Origin of the sequence: Pseudomonas sp. 29, from assembly GCF_002754355.1 — a bacterium.
Lineage (GTDB): Bacteria > Pseudomonadota > Gammaproteobacteria > Pseudomonadales > Pseudomonadaceae > Aquipseudomonas > Aquipseudomonas neuropathica.
Map to the genome: position 1 here is coordinate 5,837,264 of NZ_PEEY01000001.1, position 21,950 is coordinate 5,859,213.

A 21,950-nucleotide genomic window follows, 5' to 3' on the forward strand; every position below is an offset into this window, starting at 1 on the left:
CACCGGCTCGTGTCAGAGCAAACTCCACGACACCCCGACATACGCACCCATCCCTTCACCCGGCGTCGACCGCGCCGCATCCAGCCCTTTGTCGTCATACCCCGGCGTCACCGTGGCGGCGTAGTGCTTGTTGCTCAGATTGCGCATGTCCAGCCACGTCTGCCAGTCACCCTTCGGCGCGTTGTAGCCCAGCGTCGCGCCAAACAATGCGTAAGGATCGGCGTAGTAGCTGTTGGCGTAATCCACGGCAACTTTCGACACCAGTTGCGTGTTGACCGCGGCGAAGAAGCCCTGAGGCCAGTCGTAGCGCAACTCGCCCTGGTAGTAATGCATCGGCAAGCCGGGCAGGCGATTATCGCCAAAACGATCATCGTCGCGATAGTGGAAATCGCTGAAGGTATACGCTTGACGCAAACTCAACTGACGGCCATCATCAGCCGACCAGAGTTTGCTGTTGAGGCTCGCTTCGACACCTTGGTGCACGGTCGGGCTGGCGTTCAACTCATAAGGTGTAACGGCGTTGGCATCCGGCAACACCGACAACAATTCATGCCGCACTTGCGCGTAATACCACGCCAGACTCCAATCGCCGATTGTGCTGTCACCACGACCGCCCAGTTCCAGTGTGGTCGCGGTCTGGTTCTGCAGTTTGATCGGGTCTTTCTGCGTGCCGGTCGCCGCGCCATTGCCGGCGGGGAAGCGAACGTTGGAGCTGTAGATCAGCGACCACGGATGCGGCGCTTCAACCGAGCGGCTGAGGTTGCCGAATACTTGCAGATCCGGGGTGATCTGGTAGCGCAGGCCGAGGCGTGGTGCGTAGTCCCAGTCGTTCATGCTGGTTTTGCCGCCGCTCTGCGGATAGGTCACGGCGCTTTCGCGGCGGGTGTAGATGGCGGCGAGGCCGGTGGTCAGCCACAGGTCGTCGGCGATTTCCAGATCGTTGCCAAAGTGCAGAGCGGTGTCGGAACCCTGATAGGTGAAGTTGCGCATGCGAGTGCCTGGCGCATAGCTGGCGGTGTTGCCGGTGGGGATGCGCACAAACTCACTGGCGCCGTCGTTGGGCAGGTGTTTGGTGACGCGCAGGCCGACGTTGCTGCGGCTTTCCATGCCGAAAATCGTGTCGCGGCGTTTGTAGTCGAAGGTGCCGCTGACGTCGGTGTAGGCGACTTTCAAGCGGTTCGGGCCTTCGCGCAGGTCCATCGGGTAATCGTGATAGACGAGGCCGGTCTGGATGCTCGAATCGTCGTCGATGTAATAAGTGGTCTTGTTGCCGATGAACGTGCTGCCCGGCTGCTTGCGGCTGTCATCGCGTGCCACATAGGACGGATTGGCCGCGCGAGGCGAGTGCTCGATGGAGTGCTTGGTCACGCGGCCGGCGAGGTCGTTGTCGGTCTCGCGGTAACGGATATAGAAGCGGGTTTCCAGGTTCGGGTTGAAGCGATAGCCGAAGTTGGCGATCACGCCTTTGCTTTCGCTGGCGGTGTGATCCTGGTAGCCGTCGGCGTTGGAGTCGGTGAGCGACACGTAGTAATCGAAGTCGCCTAGCACTTGTCCGGAACTGACCTGGCGCTGCTGATAGCCGTGGCTGCCGGTGGCGTAGCGCACTTGCAGTTTCGGCGCGTTGTAGCCGGTGTGGCTGACGTAATCGATGGCGCCACCCAGCGCCAGCGAACCGCGATCAAAACCGTTGGCGCCGCGCAGTACTTCAACGTGATCGACCCACAGCGGTTCAAGCAATTCATACGGCGTGCCGCCCGGGCCGGTCAGCGGCAGGCCATCGAGCATCGTGTACAGCCCCGACGCATGGGCGCCCGGCGCACGGTTGATGCCCGAGCCACGCACGGAAATCTTCACACCTTCGTTGCCCGCCGACTGCGCATAAACCCCTGGTTGATAGGCCAGCACATCCTGATTGCTCGCCACGCGGCCCTGCAACGGCTGACGCATGTCGACCACGCTGGTGCCGCCGGGCACCTGATCGAGGCGGGCCTTGGCTTCCTCAACAGAGACATCACTGCCGTTGCGATCCTCGGCCGAAATCAGCACTTGCCCCAGTTCCAGACCTTGAGTCTCGGCCATTGCCGGGCCGGCGAGAGCCAGACCGAGCAGGGCGGCGGGCAGGGATTTGGACGCGGGCATCGAGAAAACTCCAGGCAGACAAGGGCAGGGCAATGAACAGTGCGACGCAACAAAGAACGAACGAAACACATGGCAATTTTGCTTTTTGCCCGGCAATGGCAAACAGCACGGCATGAACTAACCTCACGTGTCTGGTGTATCCCGTCAATCAACACTCTGTTTCTGCATTTATTGGAGAGGGCCAAGGTCATGGCAAAAGGCAAAAAGAAGGCCGCCACAGCGCCTGAAAGTCTGAAGCTGAAAAACAAGGATTACCTCGACCAGTTGCGCAAACTGCACGTCGAACTGGTCAAGTTGCAGGAATGGGTGATCGCCAAGGGCGTCAAGGTCTGCATCGTTTTTGAAGGGCGCGATGGCGCCGGCAAGGGCGGCACGATCAAGGCGTTGACCGAGCGCGTCAGCCCGCGTGTCTTTCGCGTGGTGGCGTTGCCGGCACCGACTGATCGCGAGAAAAGCCAGATGCATGTGCAGCGTTATCTGCCTTATCTACCGGCGGCGGGCGAAGTGGTGATCTTCGATCGCAGCTGGTACAACCGCGCCGGTGTCGAGCGGGTGATGGGCTTTTGCACCGACGAGCAGGCTGACAAATTTCTCAAATCGATTCCCTTGGTTGAACACGCCATCGTCCAATCCGGAGTGATCCTGCTCAAGTACTGGCTGGAAGTTAGCCCCGAAGAGCAGACCCGCCGGCTCGAAGCGCGAATCAACGATGGTCGCAAGACCTGGAAACTGACACCCATGGACTTGAAGTCCTACAGCCGCTGGTACGACTACTCTCGGGCGCGGGATGAAATGTTTAAACACTCCGACACCGAACACGCGCCGTGGCTGGTGGCCGACTCCAACGACAAGCGCCGCGCACGGCTGAACATCATCACCGATGTGCTCAGCCGCATTCCGTATGAGGATGTGAAACGCGAGAAAATCGAGCTGCCCAAACGGCAGAAACCGGGCAAGTACCGGGATCCGGATTATCCATACCGGCGCGTGGCCGAGAAGTTCTGACAAACTGCCACAATCCCTGTAGGAGTGAGCCTGCTCGCGATAGCGGTGTGTCAGCCAACACATCCGCCACAGACGATCCGCCATCGCGAGCAGGCTCACTCCAGGGTTCGGTGGTGTATCCGAAGCAAACAGTCCATCCGTCGACTGCGCTGAACCACTGCGCTGACCTTTCTTTCTACCGGGGAAGTCCCTCACGAGATCATTCCCGATGTTCGATCAGCGCAAACAAGAAAAACTGGCGGCATGGCGAAAGCTGGCGACGCAATCGCAGATGCGTCTGGACCCGGAAGAACAGTACGACGAACTGCTCAAGGCAGCCGACGAAATGGAGGAGCAGGGACTGATCACCAGCGCCGAGTGGCGGCAACTGGTGCGGGATGCGGGCAATGTGTTCATCGGGGATACGGGGCGATCAAACGGTTGAACCCGCCGCAAACGGCTACAGCGATGGATCCGCCCTGTAGCCGTTCAGGTCACACGACCTGTCTTCGCTTTCAACTGTGCACCTCTGGAATCCTGCAGCAACCGCGCAAACGCTGCTTTGTCGATCGGCCGGCTCATGAAGTAACCCTGCACCTCATTGCATTGATCGACCCCGAGAATATCCAGCTGTTCTTCAGTTTCGACCCCTTCGGCAGTCACGGTCAGGCCCATGGCCTTGCCCAGGCCGATGATCGCCTGCACCACCGCGCGATCGTTAGTGCCGCTGCTGATCGAGGCGATAAAACGCTTGTCGATCTTGATCCCGTCAAACGGGTAGGCGCGCAGGTAACCGAGCGATGAGTAACCGGTGCCGAAGTCGTCCATGTTCAGGCGCACACCGAGTTCTTTCAGGGCATTCATGGTGGTCAGCGCGCAGTCGGTGTCGTTGAGCATCACGTTCTCGGTGATCTCCAGTTCCAGGCGACTGGCCGGGAAACGGGTCTGTACCAGCACTTCGCGAACATCCTCGACCACATCGCTGAGGGCAAATTGCGCCGGCGACAGATTGACCGACAGCAGGATGTCTTCCGGCCAGCCGAGCGCGGTTTCGCAGGCTTCGCGCAATACCCAGCGACCCAGCGGAACGATCAGATCGGTTTGCTCCGCCAACGGAATGAACAGGTCAGGGCCGAGCAGGCCTTTGGTCGGATGTTGCCAGCGCACCAGCGCTTCGACCGAAACGATGTGCTTGCCATCGATCTTGTAGCGCGGCTGATAGTGCAGGATGAATTCGTTGTGCTTGAGCGCATGGCGCAGGTCATCCTCAAGTTGTCGGCGGGTCTGGATCTGATCGCTCATGTGCGCTTCGAAATAGCACCAGGTGTTCTTGCCCTCGGATTTGGCCTGATACAGGGCAATGTCGGCGTAACGGATCAGGTCGCTGGGCACATAACTGTGGCGCCGGCTGAGCGCGATGCCAATGCTGGCGCCGATGTGCAGCGGATGCTGCTCGAAGACCACCGGTTGATGCAGGCTGGCGATCAGGCGGGTGCAGAACTTGTCGATTTCGTGATGGCTGTCCATGCCATTAAGCACCACGATGAATTCATCGCCGCCCAGACGCGCGACGATGTCCAGTTCGCGGGTGCATTCACGCAGGCGTACGGCAACTTCCTGCAGCACGGCATCACCGGCCGGATGGCCGAGCGAATCGTTGATCGGTTTGAAGTTGTCGAGGTCGATCATCAGCAGCGACAGCGGCGGCGCGTGCTCCTTGAGCAGCAGCGCTTCATCCAGATAACGCGCGAGTTTGTTGCGATTGGGCAGGCCGGTGAGGGCGTCGTGCATCGACAAATGCTGGATCTGCGCATGGGCGGCGACTTCGTCGGTGATGTCGCTGGCGGTGCCGCGATAGCCGATGACCGCGTGCTTGTCGAAGATCGGCCGGGCGGAGAGCCGGCAGTGGCGTTGCTGGCCGGCGTGGTCACGGTAGGTGCAACGCAAGTCACTGGCGCTGTCTTGCTCGGTGAGATTCCTCAGCCACAGTTCCAGAGGCGTGGTGTCGCACAACAGAAGTTGACCGATGTCTTGCCCCAGCCACAGGGTTTGCGGATAACCGGTCACCTCGCTAAAACGTGCCGAAAGGTAGGTCAGTGCCAGGGTGCGGTCGACTTCCCAGATCCAGTCCGACGCAGCTTCGGCCACCGCGCGAAAGCGTTCTTCGCTGGCTTCCAGTTCGCGGTTGGCGTTCTCCAGAGCGTGATTGGAAGTTTGCATGACAGCAAAACTCTGATCGACGTACTGCGATGACCGCAACGCGTGGCGGAAGAAGTACGCGGTCAGCAGCATTAGCACCACTATCGTCGCGCCGAGTGGCGGCAACAATGACCACAATAAATGTTGCCCGGGCCGCTCCAGATCGGCGATCAGGCTGTAACCGGTGTTGTCCAGCGGTACTCGTGGGCGCTGCGGGTCGAGCGTCTCGTCCGGCGCCAGGGTCAGGTTGTTCAAGCCGTAACCGCTGCCGATCAGACGCAATTTGGTCGGCGTGAGTTTGTCGACGAACACCAGCACCGAAGTTTTCTGCGGGTCGCCGAGTGGTCGCTCATCGTTGGGAATAATCGCTGCCGCCGAAACCAGCGCCGGCCAGCCTTCGAACAGTGAATAGCGACTGACTGGCTTGGTCAGATCACCTTGGCCCAACGCTTGATCGAGTAACTCCGTGGCGCTCACCTGCACGAACGCGGACAACTCGGCAGCGACCATTTGCCCGCGCACCACCGCGTAGCGGGTGCCTTCACGGTTGAGTACGAACACGCCGTCATAACCGTCGGTGGTGAACAGGGTCTTGCCGAGGTTCTGCTCGGTGTAGGCCCAGTCGGTGTCGACCTGACCGCTCAAATGCTCGTAGGCCGTGGTCCAGTAGGCGTAGCTGGTGATGTAGTTTTTCGAGGCGGTGATGCGGTTTTCCAGCGCGCGAGCGGAATAGAAGCGGGTTTTGTTGATCTCGTCGTTGTCGAGGCGTTCGGCAATGCCGAGCAAGGCCACGGCGGCAGCAATCACGCCACTGACAAACAGCGCACCGACCGCGAAGGCCAGGCGGCGGGTGACGGCGCTCTGGCGCGGTGGAAGCGGGGCTGCAAAGCTGGAAAGGTCCATGTGCTCGTCCTTGATCCGCTGTCTTCTGAATCTAGAACCACGGCGCGGGCGCAATGTTCAGATTCTTCTGGGGGACTGCATTGAAAGCGTAGTGAAACCCGCGTGATTTGCCTCCCCAAGTGCAGCGCGCCGATCAGCGGCCAATCCCGAAAGGGCAAGACTTCCCGCGCAAAAACCGGATAATGGCGGCCATTCGTTTAGCCGTATTCTGGTAATCCCGCATGGAAATCAAGGTCAATTTTCTAGACAACCTTCGACTTGAAGCCAAGTTCGACGACTTCACGGTGATCGCCGATCAGCCTATCCGCTACAAGGGCGATGGTTCGGCACCGGGGCCGTTCGACTACTTTCTGGCGTCTTCGGCGTTGTGTGCGGCGTACTTTGTGAAGTTGTACTGCGACACGCGCAGCATCCCGACGGAAAATATTCGCCTGTCGCAGAACAATATCGTCGACCCGGAAAACCGCTACAACCAGATCTTCAAGATCCAGGTGGAGTTGCCGGCGGACATCTCCGAGAAAGATCGCTTGGGCATCCTGCGTTCCATCGATCGCTGCACGGTGAAGAAGGTTGTGCAGACTGGGCCGGAATTCATCATCGAAGAAGTAGACAACCTCGACGCCGATGCCCAGGCCTTGTTGATGCCGGTGGCCGGTTCGGACGCAGGCACCTTCATCGCCGGCAAGGACCTGCCGCTGGAGCAGACCATCGCCAACATGTCGGGCATCCTCGCCGACCTCGGCATGAAGATTGAAATCGCCTCGTGGCGCAACATCGTGCCCAATGTCTGGTCGCTGCACATTCGCGATGCGCATTCGCCAATGTGCTTCACCAACGGCAAGGGCGCGACCAAAGAAGGCGCACTGGCCTCGGCGCTGGGCGAGTTCATCGAGCGCCTGAACTGCAACTTCTTCTACAACGATCAGTTCTGGGGCGAAGAAATCGCCAACGCCGAGTTCGTGCATTACCCGGACGAGAAGTGGTTCAAGCCAGGGCCAAAGGACGAGTTGCCGAGCGAAATTCTCGACGAATACACCCTGAAGATTTACAACCGTGACGGCGAATTGCGTGGCTCGAACCTGTTCGACACCAACTCCGGCAACACCCAGCGTGGCATCTGCTCGCTGCCGTTCGTGCGCCAGTCCGACAACGAAGTGGTGTACTTCCCGTCCAACCTGATCGAAAACCTTTACCTCAGCAACGGCATGAGCGCCGGCAATACCCTGGCCGAAGCGCAAGTGCAGTGCCTGTCGGAGATCTTCGAGCGCGCGGTCAAACGCGAAATCCTTGAAGGCGAAATGGCCCTGCCGGACGTGCCGCAAGAAGTGCTGGAGAAATACCCGAGCATCCTCGCCGGCATCAAAGGCCTGGAAGAGCAGGGCTTCCCGGTGCTGGTCAAGGATGCGTCGCTGGGCGGCGAATTCCCGGTGATGTGCGTGACCCTGATGAACCCGCGCACCGGCGGCGTGTTCGCCTCGTTCGGCGCGCACCCGAGCCTGGAAGTGGCGCTGGAGCGCAGCCTCACCGAACTGTTGCAGGGCCGCAGTTTCGAAGGCCTCAATGACTTGCCGCAACCGACCTTCTCCGGCCAGGCTGTCACTGAACCGAACAACTTTGTCGAGCACTTCATCGATTCCAGCGGTGTGGTGTCGTGGCGCTTCTTCAGTGCCAAACCGGACTTCGAATTCGTCGAGTGGGACTTCTCCGGCCAAGGCGAAAACTCCAACGCCGAAGAGGCTGCAACGCTGTTTGGCATCCTCGAAGACATGGGCAAAGAAGTCTATATGGCGGTCTACGAGCACATCGGCGCCAAGGCCTGTCGCATCCTGGTGCCAGACTACTCGGAGATCTACCCGGTCGAAGACCTGATCTGGGACAACACCAACAAAGCCCTGCAATTCCGTGCCGACATCCTCAACCTGCACACCCTGAGCAAGGTCGGCCTGCGCAACCTCGCCCAAGGCCTGGAAAACAGCGAGCAGGACGATTACACCGAGATCACCACGCTGATCGGCGTCGAGTTCGACGACAACACGCCGTGGGGCAAGCTGACCATTCTGGAGCTGCGCCTGCTGATCTGCCTCGCGCTGCAGAAGTACGAGCAGGCCAAGGATCTGGTTGAAGCTTTCCTGCAATACAACGACAACACCGTCGAGCGCGGCTTGTTCTATCAAGCGGTCAACGTGGTGTTGGAGATGGAGTTGGACGAGGATCTGCAACTGGAAGACTACGAAGCCAACTTCCGCCGCATGTTCGGTGACGAGCGTATGGATGCAGCGATTGGCTCGGTCAACGGCAGCGTGCGCTTCCATGGACTGACGCCGACGAGCATGAAGCTGGAAGGACTGGATCGGCATTTGCGCTTGATCGAGAGCTATAAAAAGCTGCACACGGCGCGGGCGAATGTGACGGCTTCTTCGCACTGACTACATTATTTCCGCTGACCAGAAAAGCCAGGCAGTTGCCTGGCTTTTCTTTACGCGCGATGTTTTGCCTATTCAGCAAAACTGCGTTGATGCAACGTCAACGAGAGTAAGGCTATCTGGAGATTTTTCGTCGATTGACGATGAAAACGCTTTTTAGCAACTGCGCAAGAAGTTGCGCAGTTGTTTCCAGAAAACATTCCTGAAAATCGCTACAGGCCACGCCGTTCAGGGCGTGCAGCCAAGTGCGCAACTTCTTGCGCAGTACTGCGCAAGAAGTTGCGCACTTACGACGACTCTTCCTGGCTGCAATAGCTACTTTTGTTGAAGTTGTTTACACAAGTTGTTGATGAACAATGGCAATGTAATGACTGGCATGAAAGTTGATATATCCAAATTCGCACGGACAGGCAATGGTGCCTGTCGCTTGTGTCTTTTGAGCAAGGAGAGCATTCCATGGCAACCCCCGCGTACATGTCCGTCACTGGCGAAAAACAAGGCCTGATCACTGCCGGCGCATTTACTGCCGATTCCGTTGGCAACACCTTTCAAGAAGGCCACGAAGACCAGGTGATGGTTCAGGCGTTCACCCACGACGTGATCATCCCGCGTGACCCGCAATCCGGTCAGCCAACCGGTCAGCGCGTGCACAAGCCAGTTGTGATCACCAAGGTCTACGACAAGGCTTCGCCGCTGCTGCAAGCAGCGCTGACCTCCGGCGAGCGCATGAGCGAAATCGTTATCCAGTGGTACCGCACTTCGGCGCAAGGCACCCAAGAGCATTACTACACCACCAAACTGGAAGACGCGATCATCGTCGCCATCAACAACAAAATGCACAACTGCCAGGATCCAGGCAACGCGCACTTCACCCACCTGGAAGAAGTGCAGTTCACCTACCGCAAAATCACCTGGACCCACGAAGTCTCCGGTACTTCGGGCTCCGATGACTGGCGTGCTCCAGTCGTTTAATCGCGGCTGATAGTGATACCGACTCGACCAGTCTGACTGGTCGAGTTCACTGTTCGATCAAGCAATTCTTCGCCTCAGGCTCTTGCACCCTGAGGCGTGTTGCAGCACTGCGCGAGGGACAAGGGAATGTTCTCACCGGCCAACCAGCCTCATTTCAATCTGACCGTTGATGGTGTCGACAGCGACTTTCAGGTGCTGTCGTTCACCGGTCGTGAGGCCCTTAACACGCCGTTCGAATTCGAGCTGGAACTGGTCAGCGAAAAGGCCTCGATCAACCTCGAAAGCGTGTTGCACAAACTGGCGTTTCTTCAGCTGTCGCCAACTGGCACTGGCATTCACGGGCTGGTCTACAGCATTGCCCAGGGCGAGGCGGGCAAGCGCCTGACGCGCTACAAGATTTCCTTGCGCCCGCAACTGGCGTACCTCGCGCATCGAGTCAACCAGCGCATCTTCCAGCAGATGACCGTGCAACAGATCATCAGCCAGGTCCTGGAAGAGCACGGCATTCTCGCCAGCGACTACCACTTCCAGCTCAGCGCGATTTATCCGGAACGGATCTACTGCGTGCAGTACGACGAGTCGGACCTGGATTTCATCCAGCGCCTGTGTGAAGAAGAGGGCATTCACTACCACTTCCAGCACACGTCCAGCGGCCACAAACTGACCTTCGGCGATGACCAGACGGTGTTCCCGAAACTCGCGCCAGTGGCCTATCAGCAGGACTCCGGACTGGTTGCCGACAAACCGGTGGTCAAGCGCTTCGGCCTGCGTCTGGCCACCCGCACCAGCCGCACCACGCGCCGCGATTACGATTTCGTCAAACCGAAGATCGAGCTGGAAAGCGACGCCAAAAGCAGCGCCCAGCCGGACCTCGAGGACTACGATTACCCGGGTCGTTTCGTTGATCGCGAGCGCGGCAAACACCTGGCCAATCGCGCACTGGAACGTCATCGCAGCGACTACCGTCTGGCCGAGGGCAACAGCGATCAGCCGATTCTGGTCAGCGGGCATTTCCTTGCTCTGACCGAGCACGCCAACTCGACCTGGAACGACCTCTGGCTGCTCACCGAAATCTTCCACGAAGGCAAGCAGCCGCAAGTGCTGGAAGAGTCGGTGACCAGCGACACCACCGACAACAAAGACGATTTCCACCAGGGCTACCGCAACCGCTTCAGCGCGATCCCGTGGGACGTGCCGTACCGTCCGCCGCTCGATCACCCGAAACCGAAAGTCCTCGGCACCCAGAGTGCCGTGGTCTGCGGCCCGGAAGGCGAAGAGATCTACTGCGACCAGTATGGCCGGGTCAAGGTGCAGTTCTTCTGGGACCGCGAAGGCAAGCACGACGACATGACCAGTTGCTGGATGCGCGTCGCATCGAGCTGGGCTGCCGAGACTTTTGGCTCGATCAACATTCCGCGGGTCGGCATGGAGGTGCTGATCACCTTCCTTGAAGGCGATCCCGATCAGCCGCTGATCACCGGTTGCCTGTACCACGGCGCGAACCTGCCGCCGTACAAACTGCCGGATTTCAAGACCCTGGCCACGGTCAAGAGCAAGGAATACAAGGGCAGTCGCGCCAACGAACTGCGCATCGACGACACCACCAGCGAGATCAGCATCGCGTTGCGCAGTGATCACGGTGCGAGTGCAATCAACCTCGGTTATCTGACCCATCCGCGCCCAAGCGGTGGTCAACCGCGCGGCGAAGGTTTTGAGTTGAGAACCGACCGCCACGGCGCAGTACGTGCCGGGGCCGGTCTCTTGATCACCACCGAGCCACGGCCGAACGAATCCAAGCACCACAAGGATCTGCCGGAAACTGCCGAGCGCCTCGCCACGGCCAGCGATCAGCAGGACGGTTTTGCCGTTCAGGCCAAAGAGCTTCAGGCCCAAGAGGCCGGCGATCAGGACGACGTCGCCAAAGCGCTGCACGCCCAGCACCAAGGCGTGCTCGGCAGCGGTCCAGCCAACCTCACCGCCAACGAATTCCCCGAATTCACCGAACCGCATCTGGTTCTCGCCAGCCCGGCCGGCATCGCCCTGACCACGCCGCGCTCCAGCCACATCGCCACTGGCGAACATTTGGCATTGAGCAGCACCGGCCACACCAGCCTGTCGATCGGCAAACGCCTGTTGGCCAGCGCCAGTCGCGGCATGCGCCTGTTCGTGCAGAGCATGGGCTGGCGTCTGGTCGCGGCCTCCGGCGACATCGATGTGCGCGCACTGAAGGACAGCATCAACCTGCTGGCCAAACTCAACATCACTGCCAATGCCGACCGCATCACCATCACCGCGAAAACCGAACTGGTGATTCAGGGTGGTGGCAGCGCCACCACCTACAACGCCGGCGGCATCACCCACGCCACCAGCGGCCCATACACCGCGCACGCGGCGAACTTTGCCTACACCGGGGCGAAATCTTTGGCCGGGGTATTCCCGGAACCACCGAAACCGGGCAAGGGCAACCTTGAATTGTTCAACCAGTACGCCGGGCGTCAGGGCATCAAGGAAGGCGATTACGAAGTCATCGATGCGCTGGGCAAAAGCATCAAGGGCAAGCTCGATGGCAAAGGTTTCGCCAGCGTCACCGGCGCCGCACCGGGGCCGGCGCAAGTGCTGTTCGGCAAGGATCCGGCGGATACGTGGAGCGATGGCAGTTACATCGGCAAACCTGAGTGGCCGTTGAATCCACCGGGGCCTGAAGAGGTGCCGAGCCAAGTGCAGGCGATGGTCGCGCAGGTCTTGCCGAGCAAGAGTTGGGACATGTTGGAGAAGGGCAAGGACATGGCGCAAACAGGGATGAGTGCGATGCAGACGGCGCAAGGTGCGATGCAAACAGCGCAGCAGGTTAAGGGTGTTGTGCAGGGTGGCGCGGCTGGATTGCCGAAATTGGCGAGTGCGGCGTTGCCGAGTGCGTCGAGCATCCTCGGCGCCGCGAGCAAGAACGGCAAGTTGCCGAGTTTGCCTGCCGTTTCGTTGCCCAAAAACGCGATTCAAACGCCCGGCCTGAGTCCGGCCTCAAGCTTGCTGCCAGATGAGTTCATGTCATGACTACTCCGACTCCTGCGCCCGATAAAAAACGTGAACCCCAGGTTGCTGTCGTTCCGCTCAACACCATCGATATTCAAGACGTCGGTCGCGGCGCCGCCAAATTCGATGCCTGGCTGCAGTCGATCAGTGGCGGGGTTGTCACGCTCGACCGTGTGAAGAACGTTGCCGGCGCCTTGCCGGTGGTGGGTAACATCATGGCGCTGGTCGACGCCCTTGGCGACATCGTGACCCTGGCCAAAAGCAAGCAGCGCCAAGTGCTGGACTGGGTCAGCCTGGGGATCAACCTGATTGGCGTACTGCCGGCCCCTCCAACCATGGCATCGGCACGCATGACGCTGCGTCCGACATTGGGCCTGGTGCGCCAGGAACTGCGTAACAGCGCGAAGATGCTTCTGGGTGATTCGCTGATCGAAGTGTTGATCGGGCATTTGAACGCGACCATTGTCGGCACGATCGATGACTTCGTAAAACAGGCGCAGCCCAAACTCGCTGGCATTCTCGACGACGCTGGCAAACTGGGCCAGAGCGCGGTGAACGAGATTGCCAAGGGGCTGGAAACCGTCGTCAATGGCAAACTCGATGCCAAGGGCGACCTCAACGCTGCGGGTTCAAAGATCACGGCGGCGCGCAGCCAGTTACTGCATGACCCCAAAGCGGCCATCGGCAACATCTTTGGTGCAGCGTTCAGTGCCTACAAGGCCGCCGGCAAAGGCGTAGCCAACAGCGCAGCGAAAAACCTGCTGCCGGAAAAAGCCAAGGCATTGGTGCTCAGCAATACGTCCATGCTGCGGACTTTGGGCGTAGAGCTGCGAACACAGCTGAAGAAGCTCAGCGATCCGGGTGTTCAACACTCCATCGGCTGGCTGTTGCAGATGCTCGGTGGCGCCGTGGTCACCTGGCGTAAGCGCAAGGCGCATGGTCAGAGTACGAACGTCAAACCCGGCGGCACCACCCAGGCCAAGCGCAAGGCCGGGGAAGGTCAGCTTGAGATGCAGTCCAAGCAAGCCGGGGCGAAAGCCGACCCTAATTGCAGAAAAAACGTGGTGTGCCCGATTACCGCGCACAGCATCAGTTTCTCGATGGGCTCGGAGACTTTCCGTCACACTGATTTCAGCCTGCCGGGCCCGTTCCCGATCAACTGGACGCGCACGTATTACTCGCGCCTGGAGGCCTATGACAAAGGGGACATGGGCGCTCGCTGGATTACCGAATTCACCACCCGTTTCGATCGCGTCGATGACGGCCTGGTGTTTCACGCGGCAGATGGACGTAGCCACAATTACCCACTGCCCAAAGTCGGTGAGGCCCATTACGACCCGGTTGAAAGCCTGACGCTGGTGCGGGTCGACGAAAACCGGCTGGTGCTGTGCAGCGGTATCGAGCGCAAGGAAACCTACGTGCGCCGCGGTCAGCGTTACGTGCTGATCGGTATCGTCCTGCGCAGCGGTGCCGGGGTCATGCTTCACTACGAACACCGTCACGACGACGAGGCGGTGTTGTCGGATCTGATTACCTACGAAGGCGATATCAGCAACGTCCACTTGCAGCTCGGCACCCTGCTCGACGCGCAAGGGCACCTGATCGGTCTCTGGGAAATTCGCGACGGTGCACCCAAGCGTCAATTGTGTGCCTATCGCTACGACGCCAGCGGTGATCTGATCCAGGCCCAGGATGAAAACGGCGCGGCCTGGAATTATCAATACCAGCACCATCTGGTCACGCGTTACACCGATCGCACCGGGCGCGGGATGAACCTGCAATGGCAAGGTCAGGGCGCTGATGCCAAAGCCGTCCGCGAATGGGCGGATGACGGCAGTTTCGATACCCGGCTGGAATGGGACGAAAACATCCGCCTGACGTATGTCACCGATGCCCATGGCAACGAGACCTGGCACTACTACGACATCCTTGGCTACACCTATCGCATTCGACACCCGGATGAACGCTCGGAATGGCTGTTTCGCGATGAGGCGAAAAACGTCGTGCGCCATGTGCACACCGACGGCAGCATCGACCGCTTCAGCTATGACGAACGGGGCAATGTGCTTGAGCATATTCGTGCCGACGACACCGTCGTGCATTTTGCGTATGACGATCAAGATCAGTTGATCAAGATCAGCGACGCCGAAGGCGGGCTCTGGCTGCGCGACTATGATGCTCACGGCAATCTGGAGAAAGCCATTGACCCATTGGGCAACCAGACCGAATACGCCTACACCTCGGCAGGCCTGCTCAAAGCGATCAAGGACGCCAACGGCGCCGAGAAGAAACTTGAATACAACGATGCCGGTCAACTGACGAAATATACCGACTGCTCCGGCAAGGCCAGTACCTGGGAGTACAACAGTCTTGGGCAGTTGATTTGCTTCACCGACGCGGCCGGGCAAAGCACCGAGTACCAATACCGTGCCGGCCAGCGGGTGCTGATCAGGCATCCGGATAAAACCGAAGAACGTTTCACTTACGATGCTGAAGGTCGTTTGCTGGCGCATGTCGACGGGCTGGACCGCTGCACCTCCTGGCGTTACACGGCTGCGGGGCTGGTGGCCGAGCGAGTGGATGCCACGGAGCAGACGTTGCGCTATCGCTGGGACCGACTGGGGCGGCTGACCGCCCTGGAAAACGAGAACCAGCAGCGGGTGCAGTTCGAGTACGATCCGATAGGGCGCTTGCTCCATGAAACCGGCTTCGATGGGCGCAGCAAACACTATCGCTATGACACCGAGACCGGGCGATTGGCCTCCATTCGCGACGGCGAGCGCCTCACCGAATTCCAGTTCGACCCGATGAACCGGATGATCAGCCGTTTGGCGACGCTGGGCAGCGAGTCGCAAGCGGAAACCTTCGCCTACGATGGTAACGGCAACCTGGTGCTGGCCAGTAACGATCAGAGCCGCTTGCAGTGGTTCCATGACCCGGCTGGCAACCTGCTGCGCGAACATCAGCATTTTCTGGGGTTGGAAAAACCCTCGGTCGCGATCTGGCGACATGAATACGATGCGCTCAATCAGCGAGTGGCCACGCTGCGTCCGGACGGTCATCGGGTCAGTTGGCTGACTTACGGCAGCGGTCATCTGTTGGGCATGCGCCTCGATGAACATGACCTTATCGGTTTCGAGCGCGACGACCTGCATCGTGAAGTTGCGCGGCATCAGGGCAATCATCTGTTGCAAACCCAGCAGTGGGACCCCGCCGGACGTTTGCAGGAGCAACTGCTGGGGCGCGCCGACGATAAGCGCACTGTCCTCAAACGCGAGTATCAGTACGATGCGGCAGGTCAGTTGCGCGGTATTGACGATACTCGCCGAGGGACGTTGGCTTATCAATACGACCCGGTCGGTCGTCTGCTTCAGGCGAGCAGTCGCCTGGGTGTGGAAACCTTTGCCTTCGACCCGGCTGGCAATCTGCTCGACGATACGGCCCGGCAAACCCGACGCCCGCTGGATCAGGACCCGACCCGCAGCAAGCTTCTGGATAACCTGCTGCGCGAGTACGCCGGCACTCATTATGAGTATGACGAGCGGGGCAACCTGATCCAGCGCTGGCATAACGGCAGTTACAGCCGGCTGCGCTGGGATCTGTTCGACCGTCTGGTGCATTTTGACGACGCCCGTCTGGAGGTCGATTACGCCTACGATGCGCTGGGCCGCAGGGTTTACAAACACTCCCGTGCGCACTTTAAACAGCACCCTGAAGCCGGCTCTCAATGGAACCATCACGAATACGCACGCAAGCAGCGCGAGTCGGGTTGCGGCTTCACGTTATATGGTTGGGACGGTGACGTTCTAGCCTGGGAAAGTAGCCTGGCACAGGTGGATGGTGACTATGGTCGTACCGTGCATTACGTGTACGAGCCTGGCACCTTTGTGCCTGTCGCTCAGGCACTGCGGCATCAGGCAATCAAACTGTCGGAGCAGCCCGACTACAGCGACGAATATCGACTGGACGATGATCCGTTGTGGAGCCACGCACCCAAGGCCCAACCGATCGATGAGTTGAGCTGGTATCAGTGCGATCACTTGGGCACGCCACAGGAACTGACTGACCAGCGAGGTGAAATCGTCTGGAGTGCGCAATACAAGGCGTGGGGCCAAGTTCAGGAACAGCGTTCAGATCGGGCCAGGCAACAAGGGCTGACGAATCCACTGCGTTTTCAGGGGCAGTACCATGACCATGAGACGGGCCTGCATTACAACCGCTACAGGTACTACGATCCGCAGGTCGGTCGTTTCATCAGCAAAGACCCGATCAGCTATGCCGGTGGCTTGAATCTTTATGTCTATGCACCAAACCCGACGGGCTGGATCGATCCGCTGGGCCTGGAAACCTGTGATCCACGGCAGCAACTGGCTGATCGCAGGAAAGCCTTGGGTCTACCCGTCGCAGGTTCTGCCAATGACACATCGACATTGTCTTTATTGAGGGTCAATGGTCAGAGTTTCGAGGGTATAAACTCAGGTGATCAGAATCCCAAGACGGCGATTACCCTCGATCGGGTAAATGCGCAAACCAAAACCCACGCGGAGGCTGAAGCGGTGCAACATGCCGTGAATGCGGGCATGGCAGGTAAAGCCGAAAGTGCCGAAATGTGGGTCGACCGCGATCCGTGCAAGGCTTGTGGGTTGCCGGGCGCAGGGGGTATTCGTTCACTGGCTCGAAATCTGGGATGTAATATTACCGTGCATTCACCCAGTGGCAGCCGAACTTACACACCAACGAAGTAGTGATCATGAAGCTGGAAAAAATCATAGAAGACGAAGCAAAGGGCGAGACTTTCAAAGAGCGAGAGCACTTGAGTCCCGACCGCGCAAAGGTACTCGAAACTCTGGATCGACTGGATGGAAAGGCGTGCAGTTCGACACTGTTTTTGCTCGATGACGATAACTACATGAGCGTGGGCGGGGGGAACGACCATCGCTATGTTGTGTTTATCGCGGTCAACGTCGACGAGAAGCTGTACACACTGACCACTCCTGATGCATCAAGCGATGAGACGGTTGATGTCGTCGTCGGTGGGCAGTCCGGGAGTTACCCGAAAAACCAGGTTGTCGGCAAAGAAAGTGCCCGGAAAGCGTTGCTGTATTTTTGCGAACACGGCAAAGCGGACCCGGGATTGGCGTGGGAGATTGAAGAATGAGGGGGCGAAGGTCAGACCGTCGGGCCTGATTGAACGGCAAAGGAGTGATGCTGTGAAAGACGCGATTCGCTTGGGTGACTCCACCACGCATGGTGGCACGGTCCTTGAGGCATTCTCTCAAACCGATCTCAATGGCAAGCCCATTGCCGGTGTCGGACACAAGGTAAGCTGCCCTCTGTGCAAAGGGATTTTCCCCATCGCCGAGGGCAGTAGCACTTACACCGTTGATGGCACGCCTGTGGCGTTGGACGGCATGAAAACCGCTTGTGGCGCCGCCCTGATTGCCAGCGGCCCCAAAGGGGCTGTGGTCAGTTGAACAGTCGCCAGGGCCTGCCGGTAACGGTTTGACAAGCCAGGTAGGCTCGCCAGGTTTATCGCCCGTGTGCCGCATCCGCCAGTTGCCCGGTATCGACACGCACAAACACCGAATCGCCCACTGACGTCAGGACTTCCCCGGCAAACACCTCGCAGATCACCCGGGTCTTGCGCCCGACGTCACCCTCGACTTTCGCGCGCAGAGTCAGCGTCACGCCCATCGGTGTCGGCTTGATGAATTTGATGCCGAGGTTGCCGGTGACGCAGTCGATGCGCGGCAGGCTGCCGGGTTCGCGGTGTTCGGCGCGGTAGTGGTAGGCCATGGCCGTCCAGTTGGAATGGCAGTCGACCAGCATCGCGAGCAGGCCGCCGTAGACCAGGTCCGGCCAGCCGCAGTACTTGGCGTCCGGCAGGTGTTCGGCGATCACGTGAACACCGTCTTCGTGCCAGCGGCTTTTGACGTGCAGACCGTGCGGGTTGCGGCCACCGCAGCCGTAGCAAACGCCTTCGGGGGCGGCGAGGTCTTGCAGGGGAGTATCGAGGCTGGACATGGTTTTTATTATCCTGGAGGAGTGAGTCCGGTCAGGCGCAGACGATTGCGTCCGCCGCGTTTCGATTCGTAGAGGGCGGCGTCGCCTTGTTCGATCAGCGCCGTCAGGTGCGCGGGCGGCTCGTCGAACAGGCTGGCGCCGATGCTCAGGGTCACCGCAGCGGTGGTCGGGAACGTCTGGGAGGTCATGCTCAGAAACTGCTGACGCAACGCGTTGCCCAGTTCCATGACGCGCTCACCTGAGGTGCTGCTGAGCAAAATGACAAACTCGTCACCGCCCAGGCGCGCCGTCAGCGCATTGCGCGGCAGCACCGAGCGGATCATCTCGCTCAAGGTAATCAGCAAACGATCGCCGGCGGTGTGGCCGTATTGGTCGTTGACCAGTTTGAAGTTGTCGATGTCGATCAGCAGCAAGGCGCCGGGATGCGCCGGCGAAACCTGTTCGAACAGGCGCGGCGCGCGTTTTTCCAGGGCGCGGCGGTTATACAAAGCGGTCAGCGGGTCGCGTTCGGCGAGGCGGGCGATCTGTTTTTCGCGGCGATAACGCTCGGTGCCGGTCATCGACAGGGCGATCAACATGATTGCCATCGCGCCCTCGACCAGGGAAATCTGAATGATCTCGCCGCGAAACGCCGCCAGATCGATCAGCGTGCCGGGGATCACCACAGTCAGCGCTTTGGCCACGTAGAAAATACCGTGACCGAGCAGCACATAGCGCAACTGCACCGCGCCGACGCTCAACGATTTGCCATGGGGGCGCAGCAGCGAGCTGGCCTTGAGGGTCGACAGCGCCACCAGCAACGAATTGGCCGCCAGCATGACCTTCGACCACAGCGGCCCCTCCGGCAACAGCAGCAAGACCAGCCAGGTGACAAAGATCAGGTACCAGGCCGTCGACAAGCGTATCTGCGTGAAACGCGCGACGCCGAGCAGAAACAGGAAATGCGCGGTCACCAGCAGGCCGTTGGCGAACCAGATGCCGATCAGCAAAAAGCCGCTGCTGCGTAGCAGGGCCAGGGTGGAACCGACCGTGATGGTGGCGAAACCGGCGCTCCAGAACAGCAGCGAAGGCTCACGAATGCTGCGCCATTCGATCGCCAGGTACAGCGCTGCGGCGGCTGCGAGGGCGATGGAAAGGGTCAGCATCGTAGGTGGGTCGAGCGGCATTTCTTGATGAGCCTGTCTGAGTGGCAGTTTGACCGGCGATTGTAAGCGTTCGGGCGGCTTTTTCGCAGAGGTCGTGTTGCCGCGCAGATCATTGGCAGCGGGGAGGGCGCGGTCGCTCGCCGCCGCCCTGACCGCCGTGCCGATCGGTCATGGCTTGGGCTCAAGCCAGGTGTCGACAACTCGGCGATCCAGCTCTTCCCAATAGGCCATGCCCAGCACCCGGGTGGTGTTAAGCCCGCGCAGGTAACCGCGCAACTGGTTGGCGGTGTCTTGGATGAGCTGCGGGTCGGTAATGCCTTTGTCCAGCAATACGCTTTCGTACTGAACCAGATATTCGGCCACACGCTCGCGAAAATCGGGCAGAACGGCGTCACGGATCAGGTCAAACGTTCTCAAGGCGAACTCCTCATGGGCTGTTTTTCTCGTTGTGGTTGAGTGTGTATCAGTCTGCACGTCGCGCAACTATTGCTAGAAGTAATAGTGACCATCACGAAACGCAAGTTCTGCTTTGTCGGCATTCGGCGGAAAATCGCTTCCATCGAACACGCAGCTCAAGGAATTTGCGCGATGAACACCCTGACCCGACTGGCTTTTGTCGCCCTGCTGACAGGCGGCGCACTGTTCACAGCTCCGACTTACGCAGCCGACGCCGGGTCGTGTCACTTCCAGACCATCACGGGCAGCAGCGCCACGTTGCAGCATTCGCAAACCGTGGGTGTGTTGCTCAGCGAGAACACCCTGGACAACCTGCAATACCTTGAGCGTTACCACAACATGGCGGTCAACGGCGCGAAAGACGCGCTGGATTCGCGGATTCGTGAAGCGTTCGTCGACAGTTCCGATCCGGAGCTGGCCATCGACTGGCTGGTGAGTTCGCTGCAACAGCAGTTCTTGTCGGTGACCGTTTACGACAACCTTGATGCTTTGGTACAGGCGCATCCGGACGTGGTGGTGAAGCTCGACACCTTCAACCGCTTGCTGACGCAGCGCAACAGTCTGGTTGAAGCGCGTTTTACCGCACGCTTCTACGACGCCGACCTGCAATACATCGGCAAGGCAGAAGGCGCCGTCGAGAAGCAGTTGCCTTCGGTCTGGGTGCATAACCAGGCGGCACCGGCCATCGCTGCACAGATCGGCAAGCAGCGTGACCTGCAACTCAACGCGTTGAAGCAATTCGATGTGTCGCTCAAGGCGCTGGTGGCGTCGAGCTGATCACTTAAAACATAAATGGCGACGGCGGCTCCGTGAGGCTGAACCGTTGCCGGTTGAACCGAACCTTTATTTTCAGGATGACACCGATGCGTCTTTTATTTGTGCCCGCTCTGGCCGTTGCCTCTTTGCTGCTCGCCGGTTGCGCTTCGGCGCCGAACAATCCGAGCCTGACGTTGCAGACCAGCAAGACGCCTGCGCAGTACGCCGATTGTGTTGTGCCGAAGTTGCAGGGCAGTGCGTTGAATCCGACGGTTTCGCAGACTCAGCGTAGTTATCGGATTGTGGTGCCGAGCAAGATTTCTGCTGACAACGTGCTGGAGGCTTATAAGGCCGGTAATGGCGGCAAGGTGTTTATCTATGAGCGCCATTTGCTGGCTTCGAATCTTTTGCCTTCGAGTTTTGAGCGGGCGGCGCAGGATTGCATCTGATTTTGGCTTTTTTACGTATTGACTGAGCTCCTTTGGTTGGCCGCAACCAACCAATTTTTTGCCTCGCGCCCTTGTGTGGTTGCGGGGCTTTTTTTTGTTTTGGCTTGGCGGCCTTTGGGCCGACCATGCTCTGGGTGTTCTTTGTGAATATCCGTTTCTGCGGGTGTCGCCGCTGGCGGTTTCGCTCTTACAGCGACTCACTTTTCCAGACGCCGAAAAGTAAGCAAAAGGCTGGGCCCCGGCGTTCGGCCCGCTCGCTGGGGCTCGGGGTTCCTTCGCTCCGGGATCGATCCGGGCGCAGCGCCTACGGTTTGCTTCGCTGCACCTCCTCTCGCTGTGTTTGGCTTCGCCAAACGGTCGCTGCGCTCCCACCCCCGGATCAATCCCTCCACTCAGCCTGCCGAAGGGGCCAGCACGGCAAGATCAAGAGCTGCAGCCGAGCTAACGCTCATCCTGTTGAGTGGTGAAGA

At 59.4% G+C, this 21,950-nt stretch carries 15 protein-coding genes; 10 read left to right on the top strand and 5 right to left on the bottom strand.

Going from position 1 to position 21,950, the window contains the following annotated elements:
* Positions 1 to 12: 12 nt before the first annotated feature.
* Positions 13 to 2,139: a TonB-dependent receptor family protein gene (locus tag CLU80_RS27190; protein ID WP_099758973.1), complete on the bottom strand. Its 2,127-nt coding sequence runs from the start codon at positions 2,137 to 2,139 to the stop codon at positions 13 to 15.
* A gap of 189 nt (positions 2,140 to 2,328) precedes the next feature.
* On the opposite strand from CLU80_RS27190, the gene ppk2 reads away from it, so the two are divergent.
* Both ppk2 and CLU80_RS27200 read left to right on the top strand, forming a co-directional pair.
* Entirely contained in the window at positions 2,329 to 3,144 is an 816-nt protein-coding gene (gene ppk2, locus CLU80_RS27195; protein ID WP_095126394.1) for a polyphosphate kinase 2, read from the top strand.
* 208 nt (positions 3,145 to 3,352) lie between these two features.
* Complete coding sequence (locus CLU80_RS27200; protein ID WP_093433233.1) at positions 3,353 to 3,568, top strand: hypothetical protein; 216 nt, start codon at positions 3,353 to 3,355, stop codon at positions 3,566 to 3,568.
* Between the two features lie 44 nt (positions 3,569 to 3,612).
* On the opposite strand, the gene CLU80_RS27205 is transcribed toward CLU80_RS27200, so the two are convergent.
* Entirely contained in the window at positions 3,613 to 6,225 is a 2,613-nt protein-coding gene (locus tag CLU80_RS27205) for a bifunctional diguanylate cyclase/phosphodiesterase (RefSeq protein WP_099758974.1), read from the bottom strand.
* 221 nt (positions 6,226 to 6,446) lie between these two features.
* On the opposite strand from CLU80_RS27205, the gene CLU80_RS27210 reads away from it, so the two are divergent.
* The 6 genes from CLU80_RS27210 (at position 6,447) to CLU80_RS27235 (ending at position 18,124) form a co-directional block, all read left to right on the top strand.
* A complete protein-coding gene (locus tag CLU80_RS27210) occupies positions 6,447 to 8,651 on the top strand; it encodes an OsmC domain/YcaO domain-containing protein (RefSeq protein WP_099758975.1) in 2,205 nt (734 codons plus the stop codon).
* A 453-nt stretch (positions 8,652 to 9,104) separates the two neighbouring features.
* Positions 9,105 to 9,620: an Hcp family type VI secretion system effector gene (locus CLU80_RS27215; protein WP_008084998.1), complete on the top strand. Its 516-nt coding sequence runs from the start codon at positions 9,105 to 9,107 to the stop codon at positions 9,618 to 9,620.
* A gap of 126 nt (positions 9,621 to 9,746) precedes the next feature.
* Positions 9,747 to 12,671, top strand: a complete 2,925-nt coding sequence (locus CLU80_RS27220; protein ID WP_099758976.1) for a type VI secretion system Vgr family protein — start codon at positions 9,747 to 9,749, stop codon at positions 12,669 to 12,671.
* Positions 12,668 to 17,395 carry an RHS repeat-associated core domain-containing protein gene (locus CLU80_RS27225; protein ID WP_099758977.1) on the top strand — a complete coding sequence of 1,576 codons (4,728 nt, stop codon included), beginning with the start codon at positions 12,668 to 12,670 and terminating at the stop codon, positions 17,393 to 17,395. The genes CLU80_RS27220 and CLU80_RS27225 overlap by 4 nt, the downstream gene beginning before the upstream one ends.
* Positions 17,396 to 17,400: 5 nt before the next feature.
* Positions 17,401 to 17,808, top strand: a complete 408-nt coding sequence (locus CLU80_RS27230; RefSeq protein ID WP_093433218.1) for an Imm1 family immunity protein — start codon at positions 17,401 to 17,403, stop codon at positions 17,806 to 17,808.
* A gap of 52 nt (positions 17,809 to 17,860) precedes the next feature.
* A complete protein-coding gene (locus tag CLU80_RS27235; RefSeq protein WP_093433215.1) occupies positions 17,861 to 18,124 on the top strand; it encodes a PAAR domain-containing protein in 264 nt (87 codons plus the stop codon).
* Between the two features lie 55 nt (positions 18,125 to 18,179).
* On the opposite strand, the gene CLU80_RS27240 is transcribed toward CLU80_RS27235, so the two are convergent.
* The 3 genes from CLU80_RS27240 to CLU80_RS27250 all read right to left on the bottom strand — a co-directional run bounded on the left by CLU80_RS27240 (position 18,180) and on the right by CLU80_RS27250 (position 20,236).
* Positions 18,180 to 18,674, bottom strand: coding sequence for a PaaI family thioesterase (locus CLU80_RS27240; protein WP_099758978.1), 495 nt, complete (start codon positions 18,672 to 18,674; stop codon positions 18,180 to 18,182).
* A gap of 8 nt (positions 18,675 to 18,682) precedes the next feature.
* A complete protein-coding gene (locus tag CLU80_RS27245) occupies positions 18,683 to 19,840 on the bottom strand; it encodes a GGDEF domain-containing protein (protein WP_099758979.1) in 1,158 nt (385 codons plus the stop codon).
* A gap of 147 nt (positions 19,841 to 19,987) precedes the next feature.
* Positions 19,988 to 20,236 carry a hypothetical protein gene (locus CLU80_RS27250; protein WP_093433206.1) on the bottom strand — a complete coding sequence of 83 codons (249 nt, stop codon included), beginning with the start codon at positions 20,234 to 20,236 and terminating at the stop codon, positions 19,988 to 19,990.
* Between the two features lie 171 nt (positions 20,237 to 20,407).
* On the opposite strand from CLU80_RS27250, the gene CLU80_RS27255 reads away from it, so the two are divergent.
* Positions 20,408 to 21,052, top strand: coding sequence for an ATPase (locus CLU80_RS27255; RefSeq protein ID WP_093433203.1), 645 nt, complete (start codon positions 20,408 to 20,410; stop codon positions 21,050 to 21,052).
* A gap of 86 nt (positions 21,053 to 21,138) precedes the next feature.
* Positions 21,139 to 21,480, top strand: coding sequence for a hypothetical protein (locus tag CLU80_RS27260; RefSeq protein ID WP_095126388.1), 342 nt, complete (start codon positions 21,139 to 21,141; stop codon positions 21,478 to 21,480).
* The last annotated feature ends 470 nt before the right edge of the window (positions 21,481 to 21,950 follow it).